We start from the raw sequence: 25261 nt of genomic DNA, 5'->3' as shown, positions 1-25261 counted from the left end.
ACGGGACACAGCCATGGTGAACGAAGAGAAGCTCCGCGATTACCTCAAGCGGGTGACCGCCGACCTGGCCCAGACCCGGCAGCGGCTGCAGGAGGTCGAGGCCGAGCCGATCGCGATCGTCGCGATGAGCTGCCGGTACCCGGGCGGGATCACGAGCCCGGAAGACCTCTGGCGGCTCGTCGAGTCCGGTGTGGACGGTGTGACGCCGTTCCCGCGCGACCGCGGCTGGGACGTCGAGAAGCTGTACCACCCGGACCCCGACCACCCCGGCACGTCGTACTCGGCCGAGGGCGGGTTCCTGCACGACGCGGCCGAGTTCGACCCGGCGTTCTTCGGGATCAGCCCGCGTGAAGCGCTGGCCATGGATCCGCAGCAGCGGTTGCTGCTGGAGACGTCGTGGGAGGCGTTCGAGAGGGCCGGAATCGACCCGGTTTCGTTGCGCGGCAGCCGAACCGGCGTGTTCGCGGGCGTGATGTACCACGACTACGCGTCGCGGCTGCCGGCGGTGCCCGAGGGTGTCGAGGGGTACCTCGGCACCGGCAGCTCGGGCAGTGTCGCCTCGGGCCGCGTGTCGTTCACCTTCGGGCTGGAGGGCCCGGCGGTCACCGTCGACACGGCGTGTTCGTCCTCTTTGGTCGCGATGCACTGGGCGTGCCAGGCGCTGCGCCGTGAGGAGTGCACGATGGCGCTCGCCGGCGGCGTGACGGTGATGTCCACGCCGGCCGCGTTCATCGACTTCAGCCGCCAGCGCGGCCTGGCCGCCGACGGCCGCTGCAAGGCGTTCTCCGCCGACGCGGACGGCACCGGCTGGGCCGAGGGCGCCGGGATGCTGCTGCTGGAACGGCTTTCCGACGCCCGCCGCAACGGGCACCCGGTGCTCGCGGTGATCCGGGGCAGCGCGGTCAACTCCGACGGCGCCAGCAGTGGCCTGACCGCGCCCAACGGCCCGTCGCAGCAGCGCGTGATCCGCCAGGCGCTGGCGGACGCGCGACTGTCCACGACGGACATCGACGCCGTCGAAGCGCACGGCACCGGCACCAAGCTCGGTGACCCGATCGAGGCCCAGGCGCTGCTGGCGACCTACGGCGCCGAGCGCACCGGCGAGCCGCTGTGGCTGGGGTCGTTCAAGTCCAACATCGGGCACGCGCAGGCCGCGGCCGGTGTCGGCGGCGTGATCAAAATGGTCCAGGCCATCCGCCACGGGGTGCTGCCCCAGACGCTGCACGTCGGTGAGCCGTCGCCGCACATCGACTGGTCGGCCGGGGAGGTCGAGCTGCTCACCAAGCGGCGCGCGTGGCCGTCGGTCGACCGGCCGCGGCGGGCGGCGGTGTCGTCGTTCGGGTTCAGCGGCACCAACGCGCACACCATCATCGAGCAGGCCCCGGCGGAAGAGCCCGCCGCACTGTCGCGAGTGGACGTCCCGGCGGTGCCGCGGATCGTCTCGGCGCGTTCCCCGGAAGCCCTGGACGCGCAGGTCGAGGCGATCCGCGAGCTGACGGCCGACCCCGCCGACGTCGCCCACGCGCTGGCGACCGGACGGGCCGCGCACGAGCAGCGCGCGGTGCTGGTCGGCGACACCACCGTCACGGGTGGTGCCGGAGAAGGGAAACTGGCCTTCCTGTTCACCGGGCAGGGCAGCCAGCGGATCGGCATGGGGCGCGAGCTGTACGCCGCGTACCCGGAGTTCGCGGCCGCGTTCGACACTGTCTGCGAGCGCCTCGAGCTGGATCACGACGTGGTGTTCGGCGACGACGGCCGACTGGACCAGACCCGGTACACCCAGGCCGCGCTGTTCGCCGTCGAGGTGGCGCTGTTCCGGCTGGTCGAGCACTGGGGCCTGCGACCCGACGTCGTGATCGGGCATTCGATCGGGGAGATCGCCGCCGCGCACGTCGCCGGGGTGCTCTCGCTCGACGACGCCGCCAAGCTCGTCGCGGCGCGCGGTCGGCTGATGCAGGCGCTGCCCGAGGGCGGCGCGATGGTGGCCGTCCAGGCGTCCGAGGCCGAGGTTCTCCCGCACCTGACGGATCGGGTGGCGATCGCCGCTGTGAACGGTCCGACGTCGACGGTGCTCTCGGGTGACGAGGACGCGGTGCTCGCGGTCGTCGCGCACTTCACCGAGCGCAAGACCAAGCGGCTCACCGTGAGCCACGCGTTCCACTCGCCGCTGATGGACCCGATGCTGGCGGAGTTCCGCGCGATCGCGGAGTCGCTGACTTACAGCGAACCGCGGATTCCCGTGGTGTCCACAGTGGAACTTGGTGCACAGCTGGCCGACCCCGGCTACTGGGTGCGGAACGTCCGCGAAACCGTCCGGTTCGCCGACGCCGTGACCGCCGCGCACGAGGCCGGCGCCCGCACGTTCGTCGAGCTGGGCCCGGACGGCGTCCTGTCCGCGCTCACTTCCCAGTCCGTCGAAGGCGTTCAGGCGCTGCCCGTCTTGCGCGCCGGACGTCCCGAGCCCGAGACCGCCGTGGCCGCACTCGGCCTGGCCTGGGCGAACGGCGCACCCGTCGGCTGGACGCGGCTGCTGCCCGGCGACCACGCGCGGGTCGACCTGCCCACCTACCGCTTCCAGAAGGAGCACTTCTGGCTGTACCCGGCGCGGACCTTCACCGGCTCGGCGAGCGGGTTCGGCCTCGGCCCGGCCGACCACCCGCTGCTCGGCGCCGCGGTCGGCGTCGCCGGGGCCGCCGGTGGCCTGCTGCTCACCGGCCGGCTCGCGCTGGACAGCCACCCGTGGCTGGCCGAGCACGCCGTCGGCGGCACCGTGCTGCTGCCCGGGACCGCGTTCGTCGAGCTCGCGGTGCGGGCCGGTGACCAGGTCGGCGCGCGGAGCGTCGAGGAGCTGACGCTGCACGCGCCGCTGGTGCTGCCCGAGCGCGACGCCGTCCACGTGCAGGTCTGGGTCGGTGCCGCGGACGAGCAGGGCCGGTACCCGCTGACCGTCCACTCGCGACTCGAGAGCGCGCTCGCCGACGAGCCGTGGACCCAGCACGCCGAGGGAACCCTGTCCGCGGCGGAGATCCCGGCCGAGCCGCTGGGGGAGTGGCCCCCGGCCGGTGACGCGATCGACCTGTCCGGTCACTACGCGGCGCTGGCCGAGGCCGGATTCGGTTACGGGCCGTTGTTCCAGGGCCTGCGCGCGGCCTGGCGCCGCGGCGAGGACGTCTACGCCGAGGTCGCGCTGCCCGACGAGCGCGCGGCCGCCGGGTTCGCCCTGCACCCCGCGCTGCTCGACGCCGCGCTGCACGCCATCGGGCTCGGTTCCTTCGTCGAGCCGGGCCGCGCGCACCTGCCGTTCGCCTGGTCCGGCGTCGCGCTGCACGCCACCGGCGCGACCGAGCTGCGCGTCCGGCTGTCGTCCACTGTGGATGGTGTCTCGCTGACCGTCGCCGACGGCGCGGGTGCGCCGGTGGCGACCGTGTCGTCCCTGGCCCTGCGCCCGCTGGCGAGTGTCGAACGCGGCACCGACGCGCTGTTCGGTGTCGACTGGGTGCCGGTGCCCGCCGAGACGACCGTCGACGGCCGCTGGGCGCTGCTGGGCCCGGACGCCGGGCTGGACGTCGAGCGCTACGACGACTTCCTGGAGCTGGACGAAGATCTCGAGGCGGCGCCGGACGTCCTGGTGCTGAACCTCACCGGCGACGTTCACGAGCGCGGGCACCTCGCGCTGGCGCTGCTGCAGACCCTGCTCACCGACGCGCGCTTCGACGAGACGTCGCTGGTCGTGCTCACCCGCGGCGCCGCGGTGCTGCCCGGCGAGGACGTCACCGACCTCGCCGGGGCAGCCGCCGGCGGGCTCGTCCGGTCGGCGCAGGCCGAGCACCCGGGCCGCGTCGCGCTCGTCGACACCGACGGCTCGGTCGCGCTGAACATCGCCGTTTCCGCTGGTGAGCCGTATGTCGCGGTGCGCGACGGCCGCGTGCTCGCGCCGCGGCTGACCCGCGTGAGCGCGTCCGGCGGGACGTTCGCCGGGCTCCGGCCCGACGGGACGGTGCTGGTCACCGGGGCCACCGGCGCGCTCGGCAGCGCGGTCGCGCGGCACCTCGTCACGACCCACGGGGTCGGGCGGCTGCTGCTGACCAGCCGTCGCGGACCGGACGCGCCCGGCGCGTCCGAACTGGTGGCTGAGCTGCGTGAGCTGGGCGCCGAGGTGACCGTGGCGGCCTGCGACGTCGCCGACCGTGCCGCACTGGCCACGTTGCTGGCCGAGCACCCGGTGACCGCGGTCGTGCACGCCGCCGGGGTCCTCGACGACGGCGTGCTGTCGACGCTGACGGCCGACCGCCTCGACGCCGTGCTGCGCCCGAAGGCCGACGCGGCCCTCAACCTGCACGAGCTGACCGAGGACCTCGACGCGTTCGTGCTGTTCTCCTCGGCCGCCGGGGTGTTCGGCAACGCCGGCCAGGGCAACTACGCCGCCGCAAACGCTTTCCTCGACGCCCTCGCGGCCCACCGGCGCGCCCAGGGGCTGGCGGCGACGTCGCTGGCCTGGGGCCTGTGGGACGACGGCATGATCGACGGCGCCGACGTCGGACGGCTGGGCCGCGGCGGGGTCGCCGCGCTGTCCACGGAGGACGGACTGGCGCTGCTCGACGCGGACGCCGGGCGGGCCCTGGTCGTGCCGATCCGGCTGGACCTGGCCGGCATCCGGGCCGGCGGGGACGTTCCGCCGCTGCTGCGCGGGCTGATCCGCACGACGACCCGGCGGACGGCGGCGGCCGGGCAGACCGGCTCACCGCTGGCGCGCAAGCTCGCGGCCACGCCCGAGGCCGACCGTTCCGAGCTGGTTCTGGCGACGCTGCGCACGCAGATCGCCGCGGTGCTCGGGCACGCGGCCGCCGAGGACGTCGACGTCAGCCGCACCTTCGGTGACCTGGGGTTCGACTCGCTGACCGCGGTCGAACTGCGCAACCGGCTGGGCGCGGCCACCGGGCTGCGGCTGCCGGCGACGCTGATCTTCGACTACCCGACCCCGGCCGCGCTGGCCGGGCAGCTGCGGACCGACCTGCTCGGCGAGGTCGCCGAGGCCGAGGCGGTCACCGCGAAGACCGGCGTCGACGAGCCGATCGCGATCGTCGCGGCCGCCTGCCGCTACCCCGGCGGCGTGCGCAGCCCGGAAGACCTCTGGGACCTGGTGCGCGAGGGCCGGGACGCGATCTCGGCGTTCCCGGACGACCGCGGCTGGGACGTCTCCGGGCTCTTCGGCGGCGACCCGGACCGCGAGGGCAGCAGCCACGCCTCCGAGGGCGGGTTCGTCTACGACGCGGGTGAGTTCGACCCGGCGTTCTTCGGCATCTCGCCGCGTGAGGCCATCGCGATGGACCCGCAGCAGCGGTTGCTGCTGGAGACGTCGTGGGAGGCCGTCGAGCGGGCCGGGATCGACCCGACTTCGTTGCGCGGCAGCAAAACCGGCGTGTTCGCCGGGGTGATGTACCACGACTACCTGTCCCGGCTGCCCGCGGTTCCGCCGGGCGTCGAGGGCTACCTGGGCACCGGCGGGTCGGGCAGCGTCGCGTCCGGCCGGGTGTCCTATGTGCTCGGTCTGGAAGGTCCCGCCGTCACGGTCGACACGGCGTGTTCGTCCTCTTTGGTCGCCGTCCATCTGGCCGCGCAGGCCCTGCGCTCCGGCGAGTGCACGATGGCGCTGGCCGGCGGCGTGACGGTGATGGCGACGCCGGGCGCGTTCGTCGAGTTCAGCCGTCAGCGCGGGCTCGCCTCCGACGGCCGCTGCAAGGCTTTCTCCGCCGACGCGGACGGCACGGGCTGGGCCGAGGGCGCCGGTGTCCTGCTGCTGGAGCGGCTTTCGGACGCGCGGCGCAACGGCCACGAGGTGCTCGCGGTGGTCCGGGGTAGTGCGATCAACCAAGACGGCGCGTCCAACGGCCTGACCGCGCCAAACGGCCCCTCGCAGCAACGCGTGATTCGCCAGGCCCTCGCCGACGCCGGTCTGTCCACTTCGGACGTCGACGTCGTCGAGGCGCACGGCACCGGGACGTCGCTGGGCGACCCGATCGAAGCCCAGGCGCTGCTGGCCACCTACGGCGCCGAGCGCGCCGGTGAGCCGCTGCTGCTGGGCTCGGTCAAGTCGAACCTCGGGCACACACAGGCCGCGGCCGGGGTCGCCGGGATCATCAAGGTTGTCGAGGCAATGCGGCACGGCATGGTGCCGCGGACGCTGCACGTCGGCGAGCCGACCCCGCACGTCGACTGGTCGGCCGGCGCGGTCTCGCTGCTGACCGAGCAGCGGGCGTGGCCGTCGGTCGACCGGCCGAGGCGGGCGGCGGTGTCGTCGTTCGGCTTCAGCGGGACCAACGCGCACACGATCATCGAGCAGGCGCCTGCTGCGGCTTCGGGCGTCGTGCCGGGCGTGGATCGTGCGGTGCCGGTGGTTGTTTCCGGCCGTACCGATGCGGCGCTGCGCTCGCAGGCGCGGCGGTTGCGCGACCACTTGGCGGGCAGGGACTTCCGGGTCGCCGACGTCGCGTTTTCGCAGGCCACGACGCGGACGCTGCACGAGCGTCGCGTGGTGCTGACTGCCGAGGAGCCCGGGGCGCTGCTGGACGCTTTGGATGCCGTCTCGGCCGGTACGACCGCGGGTGGCCTGGCGTTCCTGTTCACGGGGCAGGGCAGCCAGCGGTCGGGCATGGGGCGTGAGCTGTACGACGCGTTTCCGGTGTTCGCTGCTGCTCTGGATTCGGTGTGTGCCGAGTTCACTTTGGACACTCCTCTTAAGACGGTTCTGTTCGAAGAGAACTCGCTCCTTGATCGGACCGACTACACCCAGGCCGCATTGTTTGCGCTCGAGGTGGCGCTGTTCCGGCTGTTCGAGAGCTGGGGTGTCAAGCCGGGGCACCTGGCTGGGCACTCGATCGGTGAGATCGTCGCCGCGCACGTCGGTGGGGTGCTGTCGCTGGCTGATGCGGTGACGCTGGTCGCGGCTAGGGGCCGTCTGATGCAGGCCCTTCCTGCCGGTGGGGCGATGGTGGCTCTGCAGGCGAGCGAGGACGAGGTTTCGGGATATCTGTCGGACCGTGTGACCATCGCTGCGCTGAACGGCCCGTCGTCGACGGTCATCTCCGGTGACGAGTCCGCGGTGCTGGACGTGGTCGCCCACTTCGCGGATCGCAAGACCAAGCGGCTGACGGTGAGTCACGCGTTCCACTCGCCCTTGATGGATCCGATGCTGGAGGAGTTCCGCGGTGTCGCGGAGTCTCTGTCTTACGGTAAGTCGGTTATCCCGATCGTCTCGAACGTGACCGGCTCGCTGATCACGGAGTTCGACGCGGACTACTGGGTGCGGCACGTGCATGAGGCCGTGCGGTTCGTGGACGGCGTGCGGACGCTGGAGGCGGCCGGGGTCACGACGTTCGTGGAGCTGGGTCCGGACGGCGTGCTGTCCGCGATGGCCCAGGACACCGTCGATGCGACGGCTGTTCCGGCGCTGCGCAAGGGACGCCCGGAGGTCACCGCGGCGGTCACCGCCCTCGGCGCCGCGATCGCCGCTGGCGCCACGCTCGCTGTGGGCGATACGCCGGGTGCCGCGAGTGGCGCGATCGCCGCGGGTGGCGCGCCGGGCTGGGTTCAGGTGTTCGCCGGGACCGGAGCGCGGCGGGTTGCCCTGCCGACCTACGCCTTCCAGCGGGAATGGTTCTGGCTGCACCCGCCGGCGATGGTCGGTGACGTCGCTTCCGCGGGCCTCGGCGCCGCCGGGCATCCGCTGCTCGGGGCGAGCGTCGACCTGGCCGGTGACGACGCCGTCGTGTTCACCGGGTTGCTGTCGCGCCGGACCCATCCGTGGCTGGCCGACCACGCTGTCGGTGGCACTGTGCTGCTGCCCGGCACCGCGTTCGTCGAACTCGCGCTGCGGGCCGGTGACCAGGTCGGCTGCGATCGCGTCGAGGAGCTGACGCTCGCCGCGCCGCTGGTCCTGCCCGAGCAGGGGGCGGTTCAGCTGCAGCTTTCTGTCGGGGCACCCGGGGAGTCCGGGGTCCGAGAACTCACGCTGCACTCGCGCACCGGGGACGGCGAGCCGTGGACCGTCCACGCCACCGGCGCCCTCGCGAGTGGTGCAGCCGTCCCGGAGATGCTCACCGAGTGGCCACCCGCCGACGCCGAATCGGTTGCGGTGGAGGGGATCTACGACGACCTTGCGCTGGCCGGGTTCGACTACGGGCCGGCGTTCCAGGGCCTGCGGGCGATCTGGCGGGACGGCGAGGACGTCTACGCCGAGGTCGCCCTGCCCGACGAGGCCGAGGCGACGGCGTTCGGCCTGCACCCGGCGCTGCTCGACGCCGCACTGCACGCCATGTCGCGGGGGAGCACGAAGACCGGGGGCGACGGCGGGCCGCGCCTGCCGTTCTCCTGGTCCGGCGTCTCCCTGTACGCCACCGGCGCCACGGCCCTGCGGGTCCGGCTGCGCCCGGCCGGCGCCGACGCGATCGCGCTCGACGTCACCGACCACGCCGGCACGCCGGTCGCCCGGGTCGAATCGCTGGTGGTGCGGCCGCTGGCGCTGCCGTCCGGGGGGAACGTCGAGTCGCTGTTCCGGATCGGCTGGCAGCCGGTTGCCCCGGTGGCCCACGGCGTCCGGCAGGTCGCGCTGCTCACCGCCGACCCGGCCGCGGCCGAGGCGATCGGCGCGGTGGCCTACGAGAACTTCGTCGACGTCCTCGACGACGAGGGCCCGGCGCCGGACACGCTGATCGTGCCGGTCATCGGCGGGCTCACCGCCGCGGCCGCGCACGAGACCACCGGGTTCGCGCTGGCCGTGGTCCAGGCGGTCCTCGCGGACGAGCGGTTCGCCGCGACCCAGCTGGTGCTGCTCACCCGGGGCGCGGTCGCCGCGGCCGAGGGTGACACCGTGCCGGACCCGGCCGCCGCCGCGGTCTGGGGTCTCCTCCGCACCGCGCAGTCCGAAGAGCCCGGCCGGTTCCGGCTGGCCGACCTCGACGACGACGTCGAGTCCGCGAAAGCCCTGGCCGGGGCCCTGGCCACCGACGAACCGCAGCTGGCCGTGCGCGCCGGGGACGTCTTCGCGCCGCGGCTGGCGCGGGTGCCGCGGCCGGAGGCCGAGCTGCGGTTCCGGCCGGGTGGCCGGGTGCTGCTCACCGGCGCGACCGGCGCGCTCGGCCGGGTGCTCGCGCGGCACCTGGTCACCGCGCACGACGTCCGGGACCTGCTGCTGCTCAGCCGTCGTGGCGAGGATCCGGAACTGGCGGCGGAGCTGCGGGGATTGGGCGCCGACGTGCGGATGCTGGCCTGCGACGTCGCCGATCGCGACGCGCTGGCCGCGGTGCTGGCGGAGCACCCGGTGACTGCCGTCGTACACGCGGCCGGCGTCCTCGACGACGGCGTGCTGTCGGCGCTGACCCCCGAGCGGGTCGGCACGGTGCTGCGGCCGAAGGTCGACGCCGCGGTCAACCTGCACGAGCTGACCGGTGATCTCGACGCGTTCGTCCTGTTCTCGTCCGCGGCCGGCGTGTTCGGCAACGCGGGCCAGGGGAACTACGCCGCCGCCAACACCTTCCTGGACGCGCTGGCCGCACACCGGCGCGCCCGGGGGCTCCCGGCGACGTCGCTGGCCTGGGGCTTGTGGGACGACGGCATGGCCGGCGGCGCCGACGTCCGGCGCATGAACCGGGGCGGCGTCGCGGCACTGTCCACAGAGGAGGGTCTGGCGCTGTTCGACACCGCGGTCGCGACCGGTGCCGCGGCGCTCGTGCCGGTGCGGCTCGACCTCGCCGCGGCCCGCGCCCAGGGCGAGGTGCCCGCGCTGCTGCGGGGCCTCGTCCGGGCCCCGGCGCGGCGTGGCGCCGAGGTTTCGGCGGGAGCCGGCGCGTTGGCCGCACGGCTGTCGACGGCGTCGCCCGAAGATCGCGAGCGGATCCTGCTGGACCTGGTCCGCGGGCAGGTCGCCGCGGTGCTCGGGCACGCCGACGCCGGCCTGGTCGAACCGGACCGCGCGTTCAAGGAGCTGGGGTTCGACTCGCTGACGGCGGTCGAGCTGCGCAACCGGCTGGCCGTGGTCACCGGGCTGCGGATGCCCGCGACGCTGGTGTTCGACCACCCGACCCCGGTCGACCTGACCGCCCGTCTCGCGGCGGACCTGGCCCCGGACGGCACGGCTGCGGTCACCGCCCTGCTGGCCGAACTGGACCGGCTAGGCGCCGCGCTGACACAGGTGGTGCCGGACGAATCCGGCCGAGCCCGCATCGCCGGCCGGCTACGTGGTCTGGCCTCCGCTTGGGACGAACCGGAGCCGGAAGAGGAGAAGTCGGTCGCCGAAGACCTGGAAGTGGCTTCGGACGACGAGATCTTCGACTTCATCGGCAAGGAGTTCGGTATCTCATGACCACCTTGCACGCCGGGGCTGGGGCCCGGCGACACACAGACTTCGACGGTTCGACGCTGAGGGGCGCGCTGACATGACCGAACAGAACGATGACAAGCTCAGGTACTTCCTCAAGCGGGTGACCGCGGACCTGCACGAGACGCGCCGCCGGCTGCGTGAGGCCGAGGCCGGTGCTCAGGAGCCGATTGCGATCGTCGCCATGGGGTGCCGGTATCCCGGTGGGGTGCGGACGCCCGATGATCTTTGGCGCCTGGTCGCCGAGGGGCGGGACGGTGTCAGTGGGTTTCCCGCCGACCGTGGCTGGGATCTCGACGCGCTCTACGACGACGATCCCGACGCCGCGGGTACGAGCTACACCCGTGAGGGCGGGTTTCTGCACGATGCCGCGCAGTTCGATCCCGAGTTCTTCGGGATCTCGCCGCGTGAGGCCGTCGCGATGGATCCGCAGCAGCGACTGCTGCTCGAGACGTCGTGGGAGGCCTTCGAGCGCGCCGGAATCGACCCGACTTCCGTGCGTGGCAGCAAAACCGGCGTGTTCGCCGGCGTCATGTACCACGACTACGCGACCCGGCTGCTGGCCGTGCCCGAGGGCGTCGAGGGGTACCTGTCCACCGGCACCGCGGGCAGCGTCGTCACCGGCCGCGTCTCCTACGCGCTCGGCCTCGAGGGCCCGGCGGTCACCGTGGACACGGCGTGCTCGTCGTCGCTGGTCGCCGTGCACCTCGCCGCGCAGGCGCTGCGCAACGGGGAGTGCACCCTCGCCCTGGCCGGTGGCGTCACGGTGATGGCTTCCCCGGGCGCGTTCGTCGAGTTCAGCCGCCAGCGCGGGCTCGCCTCCGACGGCCGTTGCAAGGCCTTCTCCGCCGACGCCGACGGCACCGGCTGGGGTGAAGGCGCCGGCGTGCTGCTGCTGGAGAAGCTCTCCGACGCCCGTCGCAACGGTCACCCCGTGCTCGCCGTCGTCCGCGGGTCCGCGGTCAATCAGGACGGCGCTTCCAACGGCTTGACCGCGCCCAACGGGCCCTCGCAGCAGCGCGTGATCCACCAGGCGCTGGCGAACGCCGGACTGTCCACTTCGGACGTCGATGTCGTCGAGGCGCACGGCACCGGCACCCAGCTGGGAGACCCGATCGAGGCCCAGGCGCTGCTCGCGACCTACGGCCAGGACCGCACCGGCGACCCGCTGCTGCTCGGTTCGATCAAGTCGAACCTGGGCCACACCCAGGCTGCGGCCGGGGTCGCCGGGATCATCAAGATGGTCGAGGCCATGCGCCACGGCGTCCTGCCCAAGACCCTGCACCTGGCCGAGCCGACCCCGCACGTCGACTGGGAGTCCGGCGCCGTCGAACTGCTCGCCGAAGAGCGCGAGTGGCCGGACGTCGACCGCGCCCGGCGCGCCGGGATCAGCTCGTTCGGGTTCAGCGGCACCAACGCCCACGTGATCGTCGAGCAGGCCGAGCCCGCCGAGGCCGAAGAGTCCATTACGGACGGACGGCGGGTGCCGCTGGTCGTCTCGGGCCGGTCCGACGCGGCTCTGCGCGCCCAGGCCGCGCGGCTGCGCGAGCACCTCGGCGAGTTCGACGTCACCGAGGTCGCCTACTCGCTGGCCACCACCCGGACCCTGCACGAGCACCGCGCCGTCGTCCTCGCCGACGAACCCGGCGAGGTCCTCGAAGCCCTCGACGCGATCGCCGCGGGGGAGCCCGGCGCGATCACCGGGGTCGCCGGCGCGAAGACCGCGTTCCTCTTCACCGGCCAGGGCAGTCAGCGCGCCGGCATGGGCCGCGAGCTGTACGCCGCCCAGCCCGTGTTCGCCGAGGCTTTGGACGCGGTGTGCACCGAGTTCGGGTCCCGGTTGGACAGTCCACTCAAGACGATCTTGTTCGAGGACCCCGACCGGCTGCTGGACAAGACCCGCTACACCCAGGCGGCGCTGTTCGCCGTCGAGGTCGCGCTGTTCCGGCTGTTCGAGCACTTCGGCGTCACGCCGGACTTCCTGATCGGGCACTCGATCGGCGAGGTCGCGGCCGCGCACGTCGCGGGGGTGCTGGACCTGCCGTCCGCGGTCGCGCTGGTCGCCGCGCGGGGTGAGCTGATGCAGGCGCTGCCCGAGGGTGGCGCGATGGTGGCGATCCAGGCCACCGAAGACGAGATCACCCCGCTGCTGACCGGCGCGGTGAGCATCGCCGCGCTCAACAGCCCGTCCTCGACCGTCATCTCCGGTGACGACGCCGCCGTGCTGGCCGTCGCCGACCACTTCACCGCGCTGGGCCGCAAGACCAAGCTGCTCACGGTCAGCCACGCCTTCCACTCGCCGCGCATGGACGCGATGCTGGAGGACTTCTACGCCGTCGCGGAAACCCTGACCTACCACGAGCCGCGCATCCCGGTCGTGTCCAATGTGTCCGGACGCCTGGCCACGGCCGAAGAGCTGGCCGACCCGGACTACTGGGTGCGCCACGTCCGCCGCGCGGTGCGGTTCGCCGACGGTGTCCGCACGCTCGAGGAGCGCGGCGTCACGACGCTCGTCGAGCTGGGCCCGGACGGCATCCTCTGCGCGATGACGCAGGAGTGCCTCAAGAGCGTCGTCACCGCTGTCCCGGCACTGCGGGCGGCGCGTGACGAAGAGACCACCGTGCGGCACGCGCTCGCGGCGGCCATCGCGGCCGGGGCGTCCCCGGACTGGTCGGCGCTCTTCGCCGGGATCACCCCGAAGCGCGTCGACCTGCCGACGTACCCGTTCCAGCGGGCGCGCTACTGGCTCGACGCGCCGGAACGGCCCGCCGGCGCGGCCTTCGGGGCCACGAACGCGCTGGAGTCCGCCTTCTGGGCCGCGGTCGACCGCGGTGACCTGGGGGAACTGGTCGCAACGCTGGCCGTCGACGCCGACGACCCGCTGAGCGCGGTGCTGCCCGCCCTGTCGGCGTGGCACAGTCAGGCCGCCGATGAGTCCACCGTGGATGGCTGGCGGTACCGGATCGCGTGGAACCCGCTGCCGGAACCGGCTGGGACCGCTCAGGGCACCTGGCTCGTCGTCGTCCCCGAAGGCGTCGAGACCGCGTGGCCCGAGGCGCTGCGTGCGGCCGGTGTCGACGTCCGCGTCGTGACTGGGATCGACCAAAACACCGAGCCCGTCGACGGCGTGCTTTCCCTGCTGGCGCTCGACGAGCGTCCGCACCCGGACGCCGCGTCCGTTCCCAGGGGACTCGCGGCCACCGCCGAGCTGATGCGTAATCTGGGCGACACTCCCTTGTGGATCGCCACCACCGGCGCGGTCGCGCCGGTCTCGTCCGCGGCCCAGGCCGCGGTCTGGGGGCTGGGCCGGGTGTTCGGCCTGGAACGGCCCGAGCGCTGGGGCGGCTTGGTCGACCTGCCCGCCGAGGTCTCCGACCGCGCCGCCGCCCGGCTCGCCGCCGTGCTGACCGGCACCGAGGACCAGGTCGCCATCCGCGACAACGGCGTGCAGGCCCGACGCCTGGTTCCCGCGTCCGCCGCGGGTACCGTCTCGCGTCGCCAGGGCTGGCGGCCGGACGGCGCGACCGTCCTGGTCACCGGCGGCACCGGCGCGATCGGCGCGCACGTCGCGCGCTGGCTCGCCACCGCCGGCGCGGCACACGTCGTGCTCACCAGCCGTCGCGGCGCGGACGCCCCGGGTGCGGCCGAGTTGGCCGCCGAGCTGACCGAGCTGGGCACCCGCGTCACCGTCGCGGCCTGCGACGCCACCGACCGCGACGCGCTGACCGCACTCGCCGCGAGCCTCGACGGCCCGGTCACCGCGGTCCTCCACGCGGCCGGCCTCGGCGAAACCGGGGCCGTCGACGACCTCGTCCTCGACGACCTGGCCCGGATCGCCACCGCCAAGATCACCGGCGCGCACGCACTCGAAGACGTCTTCCCCGATTTGGACGCGTTTGTCCTGTTCTCCTCCAATGCGGGTGTCTGGGGCGGCGGTGGCCAGGGCGCGTACGCCGCGGCCAACGCCTACCTCGATGCCTTCGCCGAGCAGCGCCGCGCCCGCGGGCTCAAGGCCACCTCCATCGCGTGGGGCGCCTGGGCCGACGGCGGCATGGCCGAAGGCGAGGCGGGGGAGCAGATGCGCCGCCGCGGGGTCCCGGCCATGGACCCGAAGCTCGCGATCGCCGCGCTGCGCCAGGCGCTGGAGCGCGACGAGACGTTCCTGGCCGTCGCCGACGTCGTCTGGGAGCGGTTCTTCCCGGCGTTCACCGCGGCCCGGCCGCGGCCGCTGCTGGACGAGCTGCCCGCGGTCCGCGCGCTCCGGGCGGCGGCCGAGCAGGCCGCCGCCGAGCGCACGCCCGAGGCGTCCGCGCTGCACGCGCGGCTGAGCGGGATGTCGGGCGCCGACCAGGAGGACCTGCTCGTCGACCTGATCTCGCAGCACGCCGCCGCGGTGCTCGGCTTCGCCGGCGCGGAGGGGCTCGGCGCGCAGAAGGCGTTCCGTGAGCTCGGCTTCGACTCGCTGACCGCGGTCGAGCTGCGCAACCGGCTCACGGCCGTCACCGGCCTGACCCTGCCGACGACGCTGGTGTTCGACTACCCCTCGCCCCGGGTGCTCGCGGAGTTCCTGCGGGCCGAGGTGCTCGGGGTCGCGGCCGACGCCGCCCAGGTCACCGCGGTGGGGGCCACCGACGAGCCGATCGCGATCGTCGCGATGGCCTGCCGCTACCCGGGCGGGATCTCGACGCCGGAGCAGCTGTGGGACCTCGTCGCCGAGGGCCGGGACGCGATCTCGACGTTCCCGGACAACCGCGGCTGGGCGCTGGACGCGCTGTACGACGACGACCCCGAGTCGTCCGGCACCAGCTACACCCGTGAAGGCGCTTTCCTGCACGAAGCGGGCCTGTTCGACGCCGGGTTCTTCGGGATCACCCCGCGCGAGGCGCTCACCATGGACCCGCAGCAGCGGCTGCTGCTGGAGATCGCCTGGGAGGCGCTGGAACGTGCCGGGATCGACCCGGAAACCCTGCGCGGCAGCCGGTCCGGCGTGTTCGTCGGCGGCGCGACGCAGGACTACACGTCGGTGCTGGCCGGCAGCACGGCGAACGCCGAGGGCTACATGCTGACCGGCACGTCGTCGAGCGTGATGTCCGGCCGGATCGCCTACACGCTCGGCCTCGAAGGGCCGGCGGTCACGGTGGACACGGCGTGCTCGTCGTCGCTGGTCGCGCTGCACTGGGCGGTGCAGGCGCTGCGCAGCGGCGAGTGCTCGATGGCGCTGGCCGGTGGTGTGCAGGTGATGCCGACGCCGGGGCCGTTCGTCGAGTTCTCCCGCCAGCGCGGCCTGGCCAAGGACGGCCGGTGCAAGCCGTACGCGTCCGCCGCCGACGGCACCTCGTGGGGTGAGGGCGCCGGGATGCTCGTCGTGGAACGGCTTTCCGACGCGCGTCGCAACGGGCACCCGGTGCTCGCGATCGTCCGGGGCAGCGCGATCAACTCCGACGGCGCGTCCAACGGCCTCACCGCGCCGAACGGGCCCGCGCAGCAGAAGGTGATCCGCCAGGCCCTGGCCAACGCCGGACTGTCCACTTCGGACGTCGACGTCGTCGAAGGGCACGGGACCGGCACCACGCTCGGTGACCCGGTGGAGGCACAAGCCCTGTTGGCCACCTACGGCCGCGACCGTTCAGAGCCCCTCTGGCTGGGCTCCCTCAAGTCCAACATCGGGCACACCCAGGCCGCGGCCGGTGTCGGCGGTGTGATCAAGATGGTCCAGGCCATCCAGCACGGTGTGCTGCCGCGCTCGCTGCACATCGACGAGCCGACCCCGCACGTCGACTGGGCCTCGGGCGCGGTCGAGCTGCTCGCCGAGGAACGGGCCTGGCCGGAGACCGGCCGCCCGCGTCGCGCGGCCGTCTCGGCGTTCGGCGTCAGCGGCACCAACGCGCACGCGATCATCGAGGCGCCGTCCGAAGTGGACGTCGAGACGGCGGAGCCGTCCTATCAGGGCGCTGTTCCCTGGGTCCTTACCGCGCGCACGGAAGGCGCGCTGCGGGCCCAGGCCGCCCGGCTGGCCACTGTGGACGCCCACCCGGTCGACGTCGGCCACGCGCTGGCCACCACGCGGTCGGTGTTCGAGCACCGCGCGGTCGTGGTGGGCCGCGACGCCGGTGAGCTGAAGGAGCGGCTCACCGCGCTGGCCGGTGGCATCGCCGGGCACGGCGTCGCACAGGGCTTCGCCCGCGGCGAGCGGCCGGTGTTCGTGTTCCCCGGCCAGGGTTCGCAGTGGCCGGGCATGGCCGTCGAGCTGCTGGAGACCGAGCCGGCGTTCGCCGCGCGGATGGCCGAGTGCGCCGCCGCGCTGGCCCCGTTCGTCGACTTCCAGCTCCTGGACGTCGTCCGCGCGGCCGAGCCGCTCGAGCGGGTGGACGTCGTGCAGCCGGTGCTGTGGGCGATCAACGTCTCGCTGGCCGAGGTCTGGCGCGCCTACGGCGTCCGCCCGGCCGCGGTGATCGGGCACTCGCAGGGCGAGATCGCGGCGGCCGCCGTCGCCGGGGCACTGTCCCTTTCGGACGCCGCCCGGGTCGTCGCGTTGCGCAGCCAGGCGATCCTGGCGCTGTCCGGCCGCGGCGGGATGGTCTCGCTCGCGCTTTCCCGCGCCGGTGCGGAAGAACTCCTGACCGGCTGGACCGGGCGGATCTCGGTCGCCGCGGTCAACGGCCCCGAAGCGACCGTGGTGTCCGGCGACGGCGACGCGCTCGACGAGCTGGTCGAGCACTGCCGCGGCCACCACATTCGCGCCCGCCGGATCGCGGTCGACTACGCGTCGCACTGCGCGCACGTCGAGGCCATCGAGGACGAGCTGCTGCGGCTGCTCGCCCCGATCCGGCCGAAGGACACCGAAACGGTGTTCCACTCCACCGTCACCGGCGGTCCGGTCGAGACGTCCACTTTGGACGCCGCGTACTGGTACCGCAACCTGCGCCAGCAGGTCCGGTTCGAGGAGGTCACCCGCGCGCTGCTGGCCCTGGGCCACGAGTCGTTCGTCGAGGTCAGCGCCCACCCGGTGCTGACCGTCGGGATCCAGCAGACCATCGACGACGCCGGCTCGACGGCCACCGTCAGCGGCACCCTGCGCCGCGACGAGGGTGGCCGCGACCGGCTGCTGCTCGCGCTGGCCGAGGCGTTCGCGCACGGCGTCACCGTCGACTGGGCCGCGGTGTTCGACGGCTCCGGCGCCCGCCGCGCCGACCTGCCGACCTACGCCTTCCAGCACGAGCACTACTGGCCGGAGCCGGCCGCGCCCGCGTTCGCGGACGTGTCGTCGGCCGGGCTGGGCGCCGTCGCGCACCCGCTGCTGGGTGCGGCGGTCGGGCTCGCCGAGAACGCCGGGTACCTCTGCACCGGCCGGATCTCGCGGCAGACGCACCCGTGGCTGGCCGACCACGTCGTCGGCGACACGGTGCTGCTGCCCGGGACCGCGTTCGTCGAGCTGGCCATCCGGGCCGGCGACCAGTCCGGCTGCGGCCGGCTGGACGAGCTGACCCTGCACGCGCCGCTGGTGCTGCCCGAGACCGGCCACGTGCTGCTCCAGATCGTCGTCGGCGAGCCGGACCCAAACGGCCTGCGCCCGCTCACGGTGTACTCGCGCGATGAGCACGCGCTGGACGAGCAGGGGTGGACGCGGCACGCGTCCGGCCTGCTCGGGTCCGGCGTCACGGAGTTCGACGTGGACACCGAGTGGCCGCCCGCCGGTGCCGAAGCGGTGTCGCTGGACGGCTACTACGACGTCATGGCCGACCACGGGTTCGCCTACGGCCCGGCGTTCCAGGGCCTGACCGCCGCCTGGCGGCGCGACGGCGAGGTGTTCGCCGAGGTCACGCTGCCCGACGGCGCCGACGCGGCCGCGTTCGGCCTGCACCCGGCCCTGCTCGACGCCGCCGTCCAGGCCGCCGGGCTGGGGCTGGTGGAGGGCGGGCACCTGCCGTTCGCCTGGACCGGCGTCACCCTGCACGCCTCCGGCGCCGCTTCGCTGCGGGTCCGGCTCGCACCGTCCGGCGACGGCCTCGCGCTGTCGGCGTCCGACCCGGCCGGGCGGCCGGTGGTGACGGTGGAGTCGCTGGTGCTGCGGCCGATGTCGGCCCCGGCCCGCTCGTCCGCCGCGGACTCGCTCTTCTGCGTCACCTGGACCGAGGTCCCGGTCACCGAAGAGAGGCCGTCGGTCGCGGTGCTCGGCGAGGACCCGTTCGGCCTGGCCGGCGCGTTCGGCGCGGTCTGCCACGACACTCCGAACGCCCTCGCCGAGGCCGACCAGCCCGAACTGGTGCTGGTCAGCTTCGCGGCGGACGACGTCCGCGCCAACGCCGGGCGCGCGCTGAAACTGGTGCGCGGCTGGCTGGCCGACGAGCGCTTCACCGGACGGCTGGTGCTGGTCACGCGCGGCGCCGTGGCGATCGACGGCGAGTCGCCCGACGTCGCCACCGCCGCCGTCTGGGGCCTGCTCCGCTCGACGCAGTCCGAGCACCCGGGCCGGTTCCTGCTGCTCGACCTCGACCCGGCCGGCGGCCTCCCGGAGGGGGCGCTGACCGGCGACGAGCCGCAGCGGGCCCTCCGCGGCGGCCAGGTCCTGGTGCCGCGCCTCGCACCGGCGGAGTCCACTGTGGACGTCCTGGGTGACGAGGGCACGGTGCTGGTCACCGGCGCCACCGGCACGATCGGCTCGCTGCTGGCCCGGCACCTGGTGACCGGGCACGGCGTCCGCCGCCTGCTGCTGACCGGCCGTCAGGGCTGGGCGGCACCGGGCGCGCCGGAGCTGGCCGCCGAGCTGACCGAGCTGGGCGCCGAGGTGACCATCGCGGCCTGTGACGTCGCCCACCGCGACGCGCTGGCCGAGCTGCTCGCCGGAGTGCCCGACCTGACCGCGGTGATCCACGCGGCGGCGGTGCTCGACGACGGCGTTGTCGAGGCGCAGACCGAAGAGCGTCTCGACACCGTGCTGCGGCCCAAGGCGGACGCGGCGCTGCACCTGGACGAGCTGACCGCGGACCGCGACCTGCGCGCGTTCGTGCTGTTCTCCTCGGCCGCCGGGCTGCTCGGCAGCGCCGGGCAGGCCAACTACGCCGCGGCCAACGCCGTGGTCGACGCGCTGGCCCAGCGCCGGCGTGCCGAGGGCAAGCCGGCGGTCTCGCTGGCCTGGGGCTTCTGGGAGGAACGCAGCGCGCTGACCGGCGAACTCGACGACGTCGACGTCCGCCGGATGAGCCGCGGCGGGGTCGCCCCGCTGTCGTCGGCGCAGGGCATGGCGTTGTTCGACGCGGCGATCGGTTCGCCGGACGCGCTGGTCGTGCCGATGCGGCTCGACGTCCCGGCGCTGCGCAAGCAGGCCGCGGCCGGGATGATCCCGCCGGTCATGCGCGGCCTGGTCCGCGCGCCGGGCCGGCGGACGGCGGCGCTCGCGGGCGCGGCGGCGGTCGACTCGGTCGAGGCGCGGCTGGCGGGCCTGCCCGCCGCCGAGCGCGCAGCGTTCCTGCTGGACCTGGTCCGCGGCCAGGCCGCCGCGGTCGCCGGGCACGCCTCGGCCGAGGCGGTCGACCCGGACCGCGCGTTCCGCGAGCTGGGCTTCGACTCGCTGACCGCGGTCGAGCTGCGCAACCGGCTCGGCGCGGCCACCGGGCTGCGGCTGCCCGCGACGATGGTCTTCGACTACCCGGCGCCCGCGGCGCTGGCCGCCGAGCTCGACCGCCGGCTGGCCGGGGTGGTCCGGACCGGGCCGGTGGCCCGGAAGGCGACCACGGCCGACGACCCGGTCGTGATCGTCGGCATGGGCTGCCGGTACCCGGGCGGCGTGCGCGGCCCGCAGGACCTGTGGCGGCTGGTTTCCGAAGGCACCGACGCGATTTCGGTGTTCCCGGCCGACCGCGGCTGGGACGTCGCCGGGCTGTTCGACGACGACCCGGACAACCAGGGCACCTCCTACGCCCGTGAAGGCGCTTTCCTGTACGACGCGGGCGAGTTCGACGCGGCCTTCTTCGGCATCTCGCCGCGTGAGGCGATCGCGATGGACCCGCAGCAGCGGCTGCTGCTGGAGACGTCGTGGGAGGCCTTCGAGCGCGCCGGGATCGACCCGGGCACGCTGCGCGGCAGCCGGACCGGCGTCTTCGCCGGCGTGATGTACCACGACTACGCGACTTCGCTGGCGTCCGTGCCGGAGGGCGTCGAGGGGTACCTCGGCACCGGCACCTCGGGCAGCGTCGCGTCCGGGCGGCTGTCGTACACCTTCGGGCTCGAGGGCCCGGCGGTCACCGTCGACACGGCGTGCTCGTCTTCGCTGGTCGCGCTGCACCTCGCGGCGCAGGCCCTGCGGTCCGGCGAGTGCGAGCTCGCGCTGGCCGGCGGCGTGACCGTGCTGGCCACGCCGAACGTGTTCATCGAGTTCTCCCGCCAGCGCGGGCTGTCCTCGGACGGCCGGTGCAAGTCGTTCGCCGACGCGGCCGACGGCACAGGTTGGGGCGAGGGCGCCGGCATGCTGCTGCTGGAGCGGCTTTCCGACGCGCGGCGCAACGGCCACGAGGTGCTCGCGGTCGTCCGCGGCACGGCGGTGAACCAGGACGGCGCGTCCAACGGCCTCACCGCGCCGAACGGCCCGGCGCAGCAGCGGGTCATCCGCCAGGCGCTGGAGACCGCCGGTCTGTCCACATCGGACGTCGACGCGGTCGAGGCGCACGGCACCGGCACGAAGCTGGGTGACCCGATCGAGGCCCAGGCACTGCTGGAGACCTACGGCCAGGACCGCTCCGGCGAGCCGCTGCTGCTGGGGTCGCTGAAGTCCAACATCGGCCACACCCAGGCCGCGGCGGGCGTCGGCGGCATCATCAAGATGGTCGAGGCGCTGCGTCACGGCGTGCTGCCGAAGACGCTGCACGTCGACGCGCCGTCGTCCCAAGTGGACTGGACGGCGGGGTCGGTCGAGCTGCTGACCGAGGAGCGCGCGTGGCCGGAGACCGGCCGTCCGCGCCGGGCCGGTGTCTCGTCGTTCGGCGTGAGCGGTACCAACGCCCACGCGATCATCGAGCAGGCGCCTGCCATTGCGGTGTCTGAAGAGTCCACTGAGGACGCCCGGGTGCTGCCGTGGCTGATCTCCGGGCGGAGCGAGGCGGCGCTGCGCGAGCAGGCGGACCGGCTGGCCGCCCGCGTCGCCGGGGAACCGGAGCTGTCCGCCGCGGCGGTGGCCCGCACCCTGGCCGCGCACCGCGCGACCTGGGAGCACCGGGCCGTCGTGCTCGGCACGAGCCGCGAGGAGCTGCTCGACGGCGTCCGCGCCGTGGCCGAGGGTGTCGACGGCCCGGGCGTCCTGCGCGGGACGGCGGGGCACGCCGGGGCGGTGGCCGTGCTGTTCTCCGGGCAGGGCAGCCAGCGGGCCGGCATGGGCCGCGAGCTGTATGAAACCGAGCCGGTGTTCGCCGCCGCGTTCGACGACGCCTGCGCGGCGCTGGACCGGCACCTGGACCGTCCACTGAAGACGATCATCGAGGAGCCCGACCTGCTCGACCGCACCGGCTACACGCAGCCGGCGCTGTTCGCGATCGAGGTCGCGCTGTACCGGCTGGCCGAGCACGCGGGGCTGCGCCCGGCGTACCTGCTCGGGCACTCGGTCGGCGAGATCACGGCCGCGCACGTCGGCGGGGTGCTGTCGCTGGCCGACGCCGCCGAGCTGATCACCGCGCGCGCCCGGCTGATGGAGGCGCTGCCCGCGGGCGGCGCGATGGTCGCGCTGCAGGCCACGGAAGACGAGGTTCACCCGCACCTGGGTGACGGCGTCGCGATCGCCGCGCTCAACGGCCCGGAGTCCACTGTGGTCTCCGGCGACGAGGACGCCGTGCTCGCGGTGGCCGGGCACTTCCGTGACCTGGGCCGCAAGACCAAGCGGCTCAGCGTGAGCCACGCGTTCCACTCCGCGCGGATGCAGCCGATGCTCGAGGAGTTCCGCGCGGTCGCGGAACGCCTGTCCTACGGCCCGCCGGTGGTGCCGATCGTCTCGAACGTCACCGGCGAGCTGCTCACCGAGGTCGACGCGGGCTACTGGGTCCGGCACGTCCGGGCCGCGGTCCGGTTCGCCGACGGCGTCGCCGCGCTGCACGACCTGGGCGCCCGGACGTTCGTCGAGCTGGGACCGGACGCGCCGCTGTCCGGCCTCACCCGCGAGTCGCTCGACCACGACCCGGCGGTGCTGGCCGTCCCGGCCCTGCGGGGCGACCGGCCGGAACCGGCCGCGTTCGCCGCGGTGCTGGCCGCGCTGCACGTCCGCGGCGTCCGGCTCGACTGGACGGCGCGGGCCGCGGGCTGGGGCGCGGGCCGGGCGGACCTGCCCACCTACGCGTTCCAGCGGGAGCACTACTGGCTGCGGGCGGAGGCGCCCGCCGCCGTCACCGCGGCGCCGGACTCGGCGTTCTGGGCTTCGGTCGAACGTGCCGACGCCGGTGCGCTGGCCGAAGCGCTGAACGTCGGTGAGGACGGCCGGGCCGCGCTCGACACCGTGCTGCCGGCGCTGTCCGCGTGGCACCGCCGCCGGCGCACCGAGTCCACTGTGGACAGCTGGCGGTACCGCACCGAATGGCACTCGATCCCCGAACCGGCCGGTGGCATGACGTCCGGCACCTGGCTCGTCGTGGCGCCCGCCGCGCACGCCGAGGACGAGCGCGTCGCCGGGGCCGTCCGGCTGCTCGAAAGCCTCGGCGCGACGGCGGCCGGGGTGGCGCTGGACGACACCGACGCCGACCGCGACCTGCTCGCGGGCGGCCTGCGCACGGTGCTCGACGGCCCGGTCGGCGGCGTCCTTTCGCTGCTGTCGCTCGACGAGACCCACGGGCTCGCGCTGAGCACCGCGCTGATCCAGGCCCTCGGCGACGCCGGTGTCGAGGCACCGCTGTGGTGCCTGACCAGCGGAGGCGTCCGGACCGGGACGTCCGACGCGGTGCCCGCGCCCGGTGCGGCCCAGGTCTGGGCGCTCGGCCAGGTGGCCGCGCAGGAGTACCCGCACCGCTGGGGTGGCCTGCTCGACCTGCCGGCCGCGCCGACGGCCGGCGACTGGCGCCGCGCAGGCGCGGTGCTCACCGGCGGCGGCCGCGAGGACGAGGTAGCGGTGCGCCCGGCGGGTGTGCTTGCCCGGCGGCTGGTCCGCGCCCCGATCGGCGACGCGGGTACTCCGTGGACACCGGAAGGCCCGGTGCTGCTCACCGGGGCCGTGTCGGAGTCGGTCGAAGCCTGGCTCACCAGCCTGGGCGCCGAGCCGACCCGGGACGTCACCGCGGGCGCTCGCACGGTCGTCCACCTCGTGACGCCGTCCTCGCCCGCGCCGCTGGACACGCTTACGCCGAGCGCGTTCGAAGCGGCCGTGCAGGAGCAGGTCGCCGAAGCGCTCGAAGTCGGTGAGGGCGTCGAGGCGTTCCTGGTGCTCGTGCCGGGCGCGTGCGTCTGGGGCGGGGCGGGGGCGGCGGTCGACGCCGCGGCCGGCGCTCGGCTCACCGCGCTCGCCCAGCAGCGGGGCGCCGGAACCCTGTGCGTCGCCACCGGGCCGTGGGAGGGCACGCCGACCACGCCGGGCGTCGCTCCGCTCGACCCGCGGCTCCTGCTGGCCGCGGTGCGCGCCGCGGCGGGCCGGGGCGAGCGTGGGCTCGTGCTGGCCGACGTCGACTGGGTGGCCGTGGCTCCCGGGCTGCGCGCCAGCCGGCCGGCCGCGTTCCTGGACGTGCTGGCCCCAGTCGTCGAGGCCAAGCCGGAACCGGCGCGCCTCGGTGCGCTGGAGGGACTCGGCTCGGCGACCGCCGCCGAGCGCGCCGGGATCCTGCTCGGCGTCGTCCGCGAACAGGCCGCGTTCGTGCTCGGCCACCGTTCGGCGGACGCCGTCGAGGGCGACCGCGAGTTCCTCGAACTCGGGTTCGCCTCGCTCACCGCGGTCGAGCTGCGCAACCGGCTCACCGAGCTGACCGGCCTCGACCTGCCGCCGGCGCTGGTCTACGAGTTCGGCACCCCGGCCGCGCTGGCCGGGTACCTGGCGGAGCGGCTCGCGGGCACGAACACGAGCGTTCCGGTCGAAAGCACGCTCGGCGCGTTGTTCCGGCAAGCCTGCGCACAGGGCCAGGCCGGTGACTTCGTCAGCATGCTGATGACGGCGTCGCAGTTCCGGCCGACCGGCGCGCCCGCCGCGTCGCTGGTGCGGCTGGCGCCGGAGACCGCCGAGCCGAGCCTGATCTGCGTCCCGTCGATGACCGCCATCTCCGGCCCGCACCAGTACGCCGGGATCGGCGCCGCGCTGCGCGGCGTGCGCGGGGTGTCGGCGCTGACCGTGCCCGGATTCGGGACCGGGGAAGCCCTTCCAGACTCGGCGGACGCCGTGGCCGACCTGCTCGCCGACGCGGTCGCCGAGCGGGCCGGCGACGGTCCGTTCGTGCTGGCCGGGCACTCGTCGGGGGCGGTCCTCGCCCACGCCGTCACCGCGCGGCTCGAACAGCGCGGGCTGCGCCCGGCGGCCCTGGTCGTCCTCGACGGTTACGCGCCGGGCGGCGAAGGAATCGACGCACTGCTGCCCGGGCTGATGGGCGGCATGGCCGACCGCGACGGCCGGTACGCCCCGGTCGACGACGACCGGCTCACCGCGATGGGCGCCTATTTCCGGCTTTTCGAACAATGGCGCGCCCCCGAAGTCACCATTCCCGTTCTGCTCGTCACCGCCGCCGAGCCGATGCCGGAATGGCCCGCCGAAGGCTGGCGGTCGAAGTGGGTTTCCGTCACCACCGAGGCGGAGGCCGAAGGCAACCACTACACGATGCTGGAAGAGCACGCCGAGGTCGTCGCCAAGCACGTCAACGACTGGCTGGTCCAGCTGTCCTGAACACCCTGCCCTGCCGGAGATCTCGCACCCCTAGGGTCTCCGGTAGGGGTTAATGACCTGGG

General features: G+C 74.3%; 2 protein-coding genes. Both read left to right on the top strand.

Annotation, left to right across the window (positions count from 1 at the left end; genetic code table 11):
• Positions 1-16: 16 nt before the first annotated feature.
• On the top strand, positions 17-10357 hold the full coding sequence (locus VA596_RS31675) for a type I polyketide synthase (protein WP_323331979.1): 10341 nt from the start codon (positions 17-19) through the stop codon (positions 10355-10357).
• A gap of 73 nt (positions 10358-10430) precedes the next feature.
• On the top strand, positions 10431-25199 hold the full coding sequence (locus tag VA596_RS31670) for a type I polyketide synthase (protein ID WP_323331871.1): 14769 nt from the start codon (positions 10431-10433) through the stop codon (positions 25197-25199).
• Positions 25200-25261: the final 62 nt, after the last annotated feature.

Source organism: Amycolatopsis heterodermiae (genome assembly GCF_034929455.1).
In the GTDB taxonomy this organism is placed as follows: domain Bacteria; phylum Actinomycetota; class Actinomycetes; order Mycobacteriales; family Pseudonocardiaceae; genus Amycolatopsis; species Amycolatopsis heterodermiae.
Note: the sequence above shows the minus strand (reverse complement) of the source record. Positions and strands in the feature narration are given on the sequence as shown.

Bases quoted from the DNA above. Each gene is read 5' to 3' on its own strand.
- VA596_RS31670 (WP_323331871.1), top strand. From the start codon at position 10,431: ATGACCGAACAGAACGATGACAAGCTCAGGTACTTCCTCAAGCGGGTG.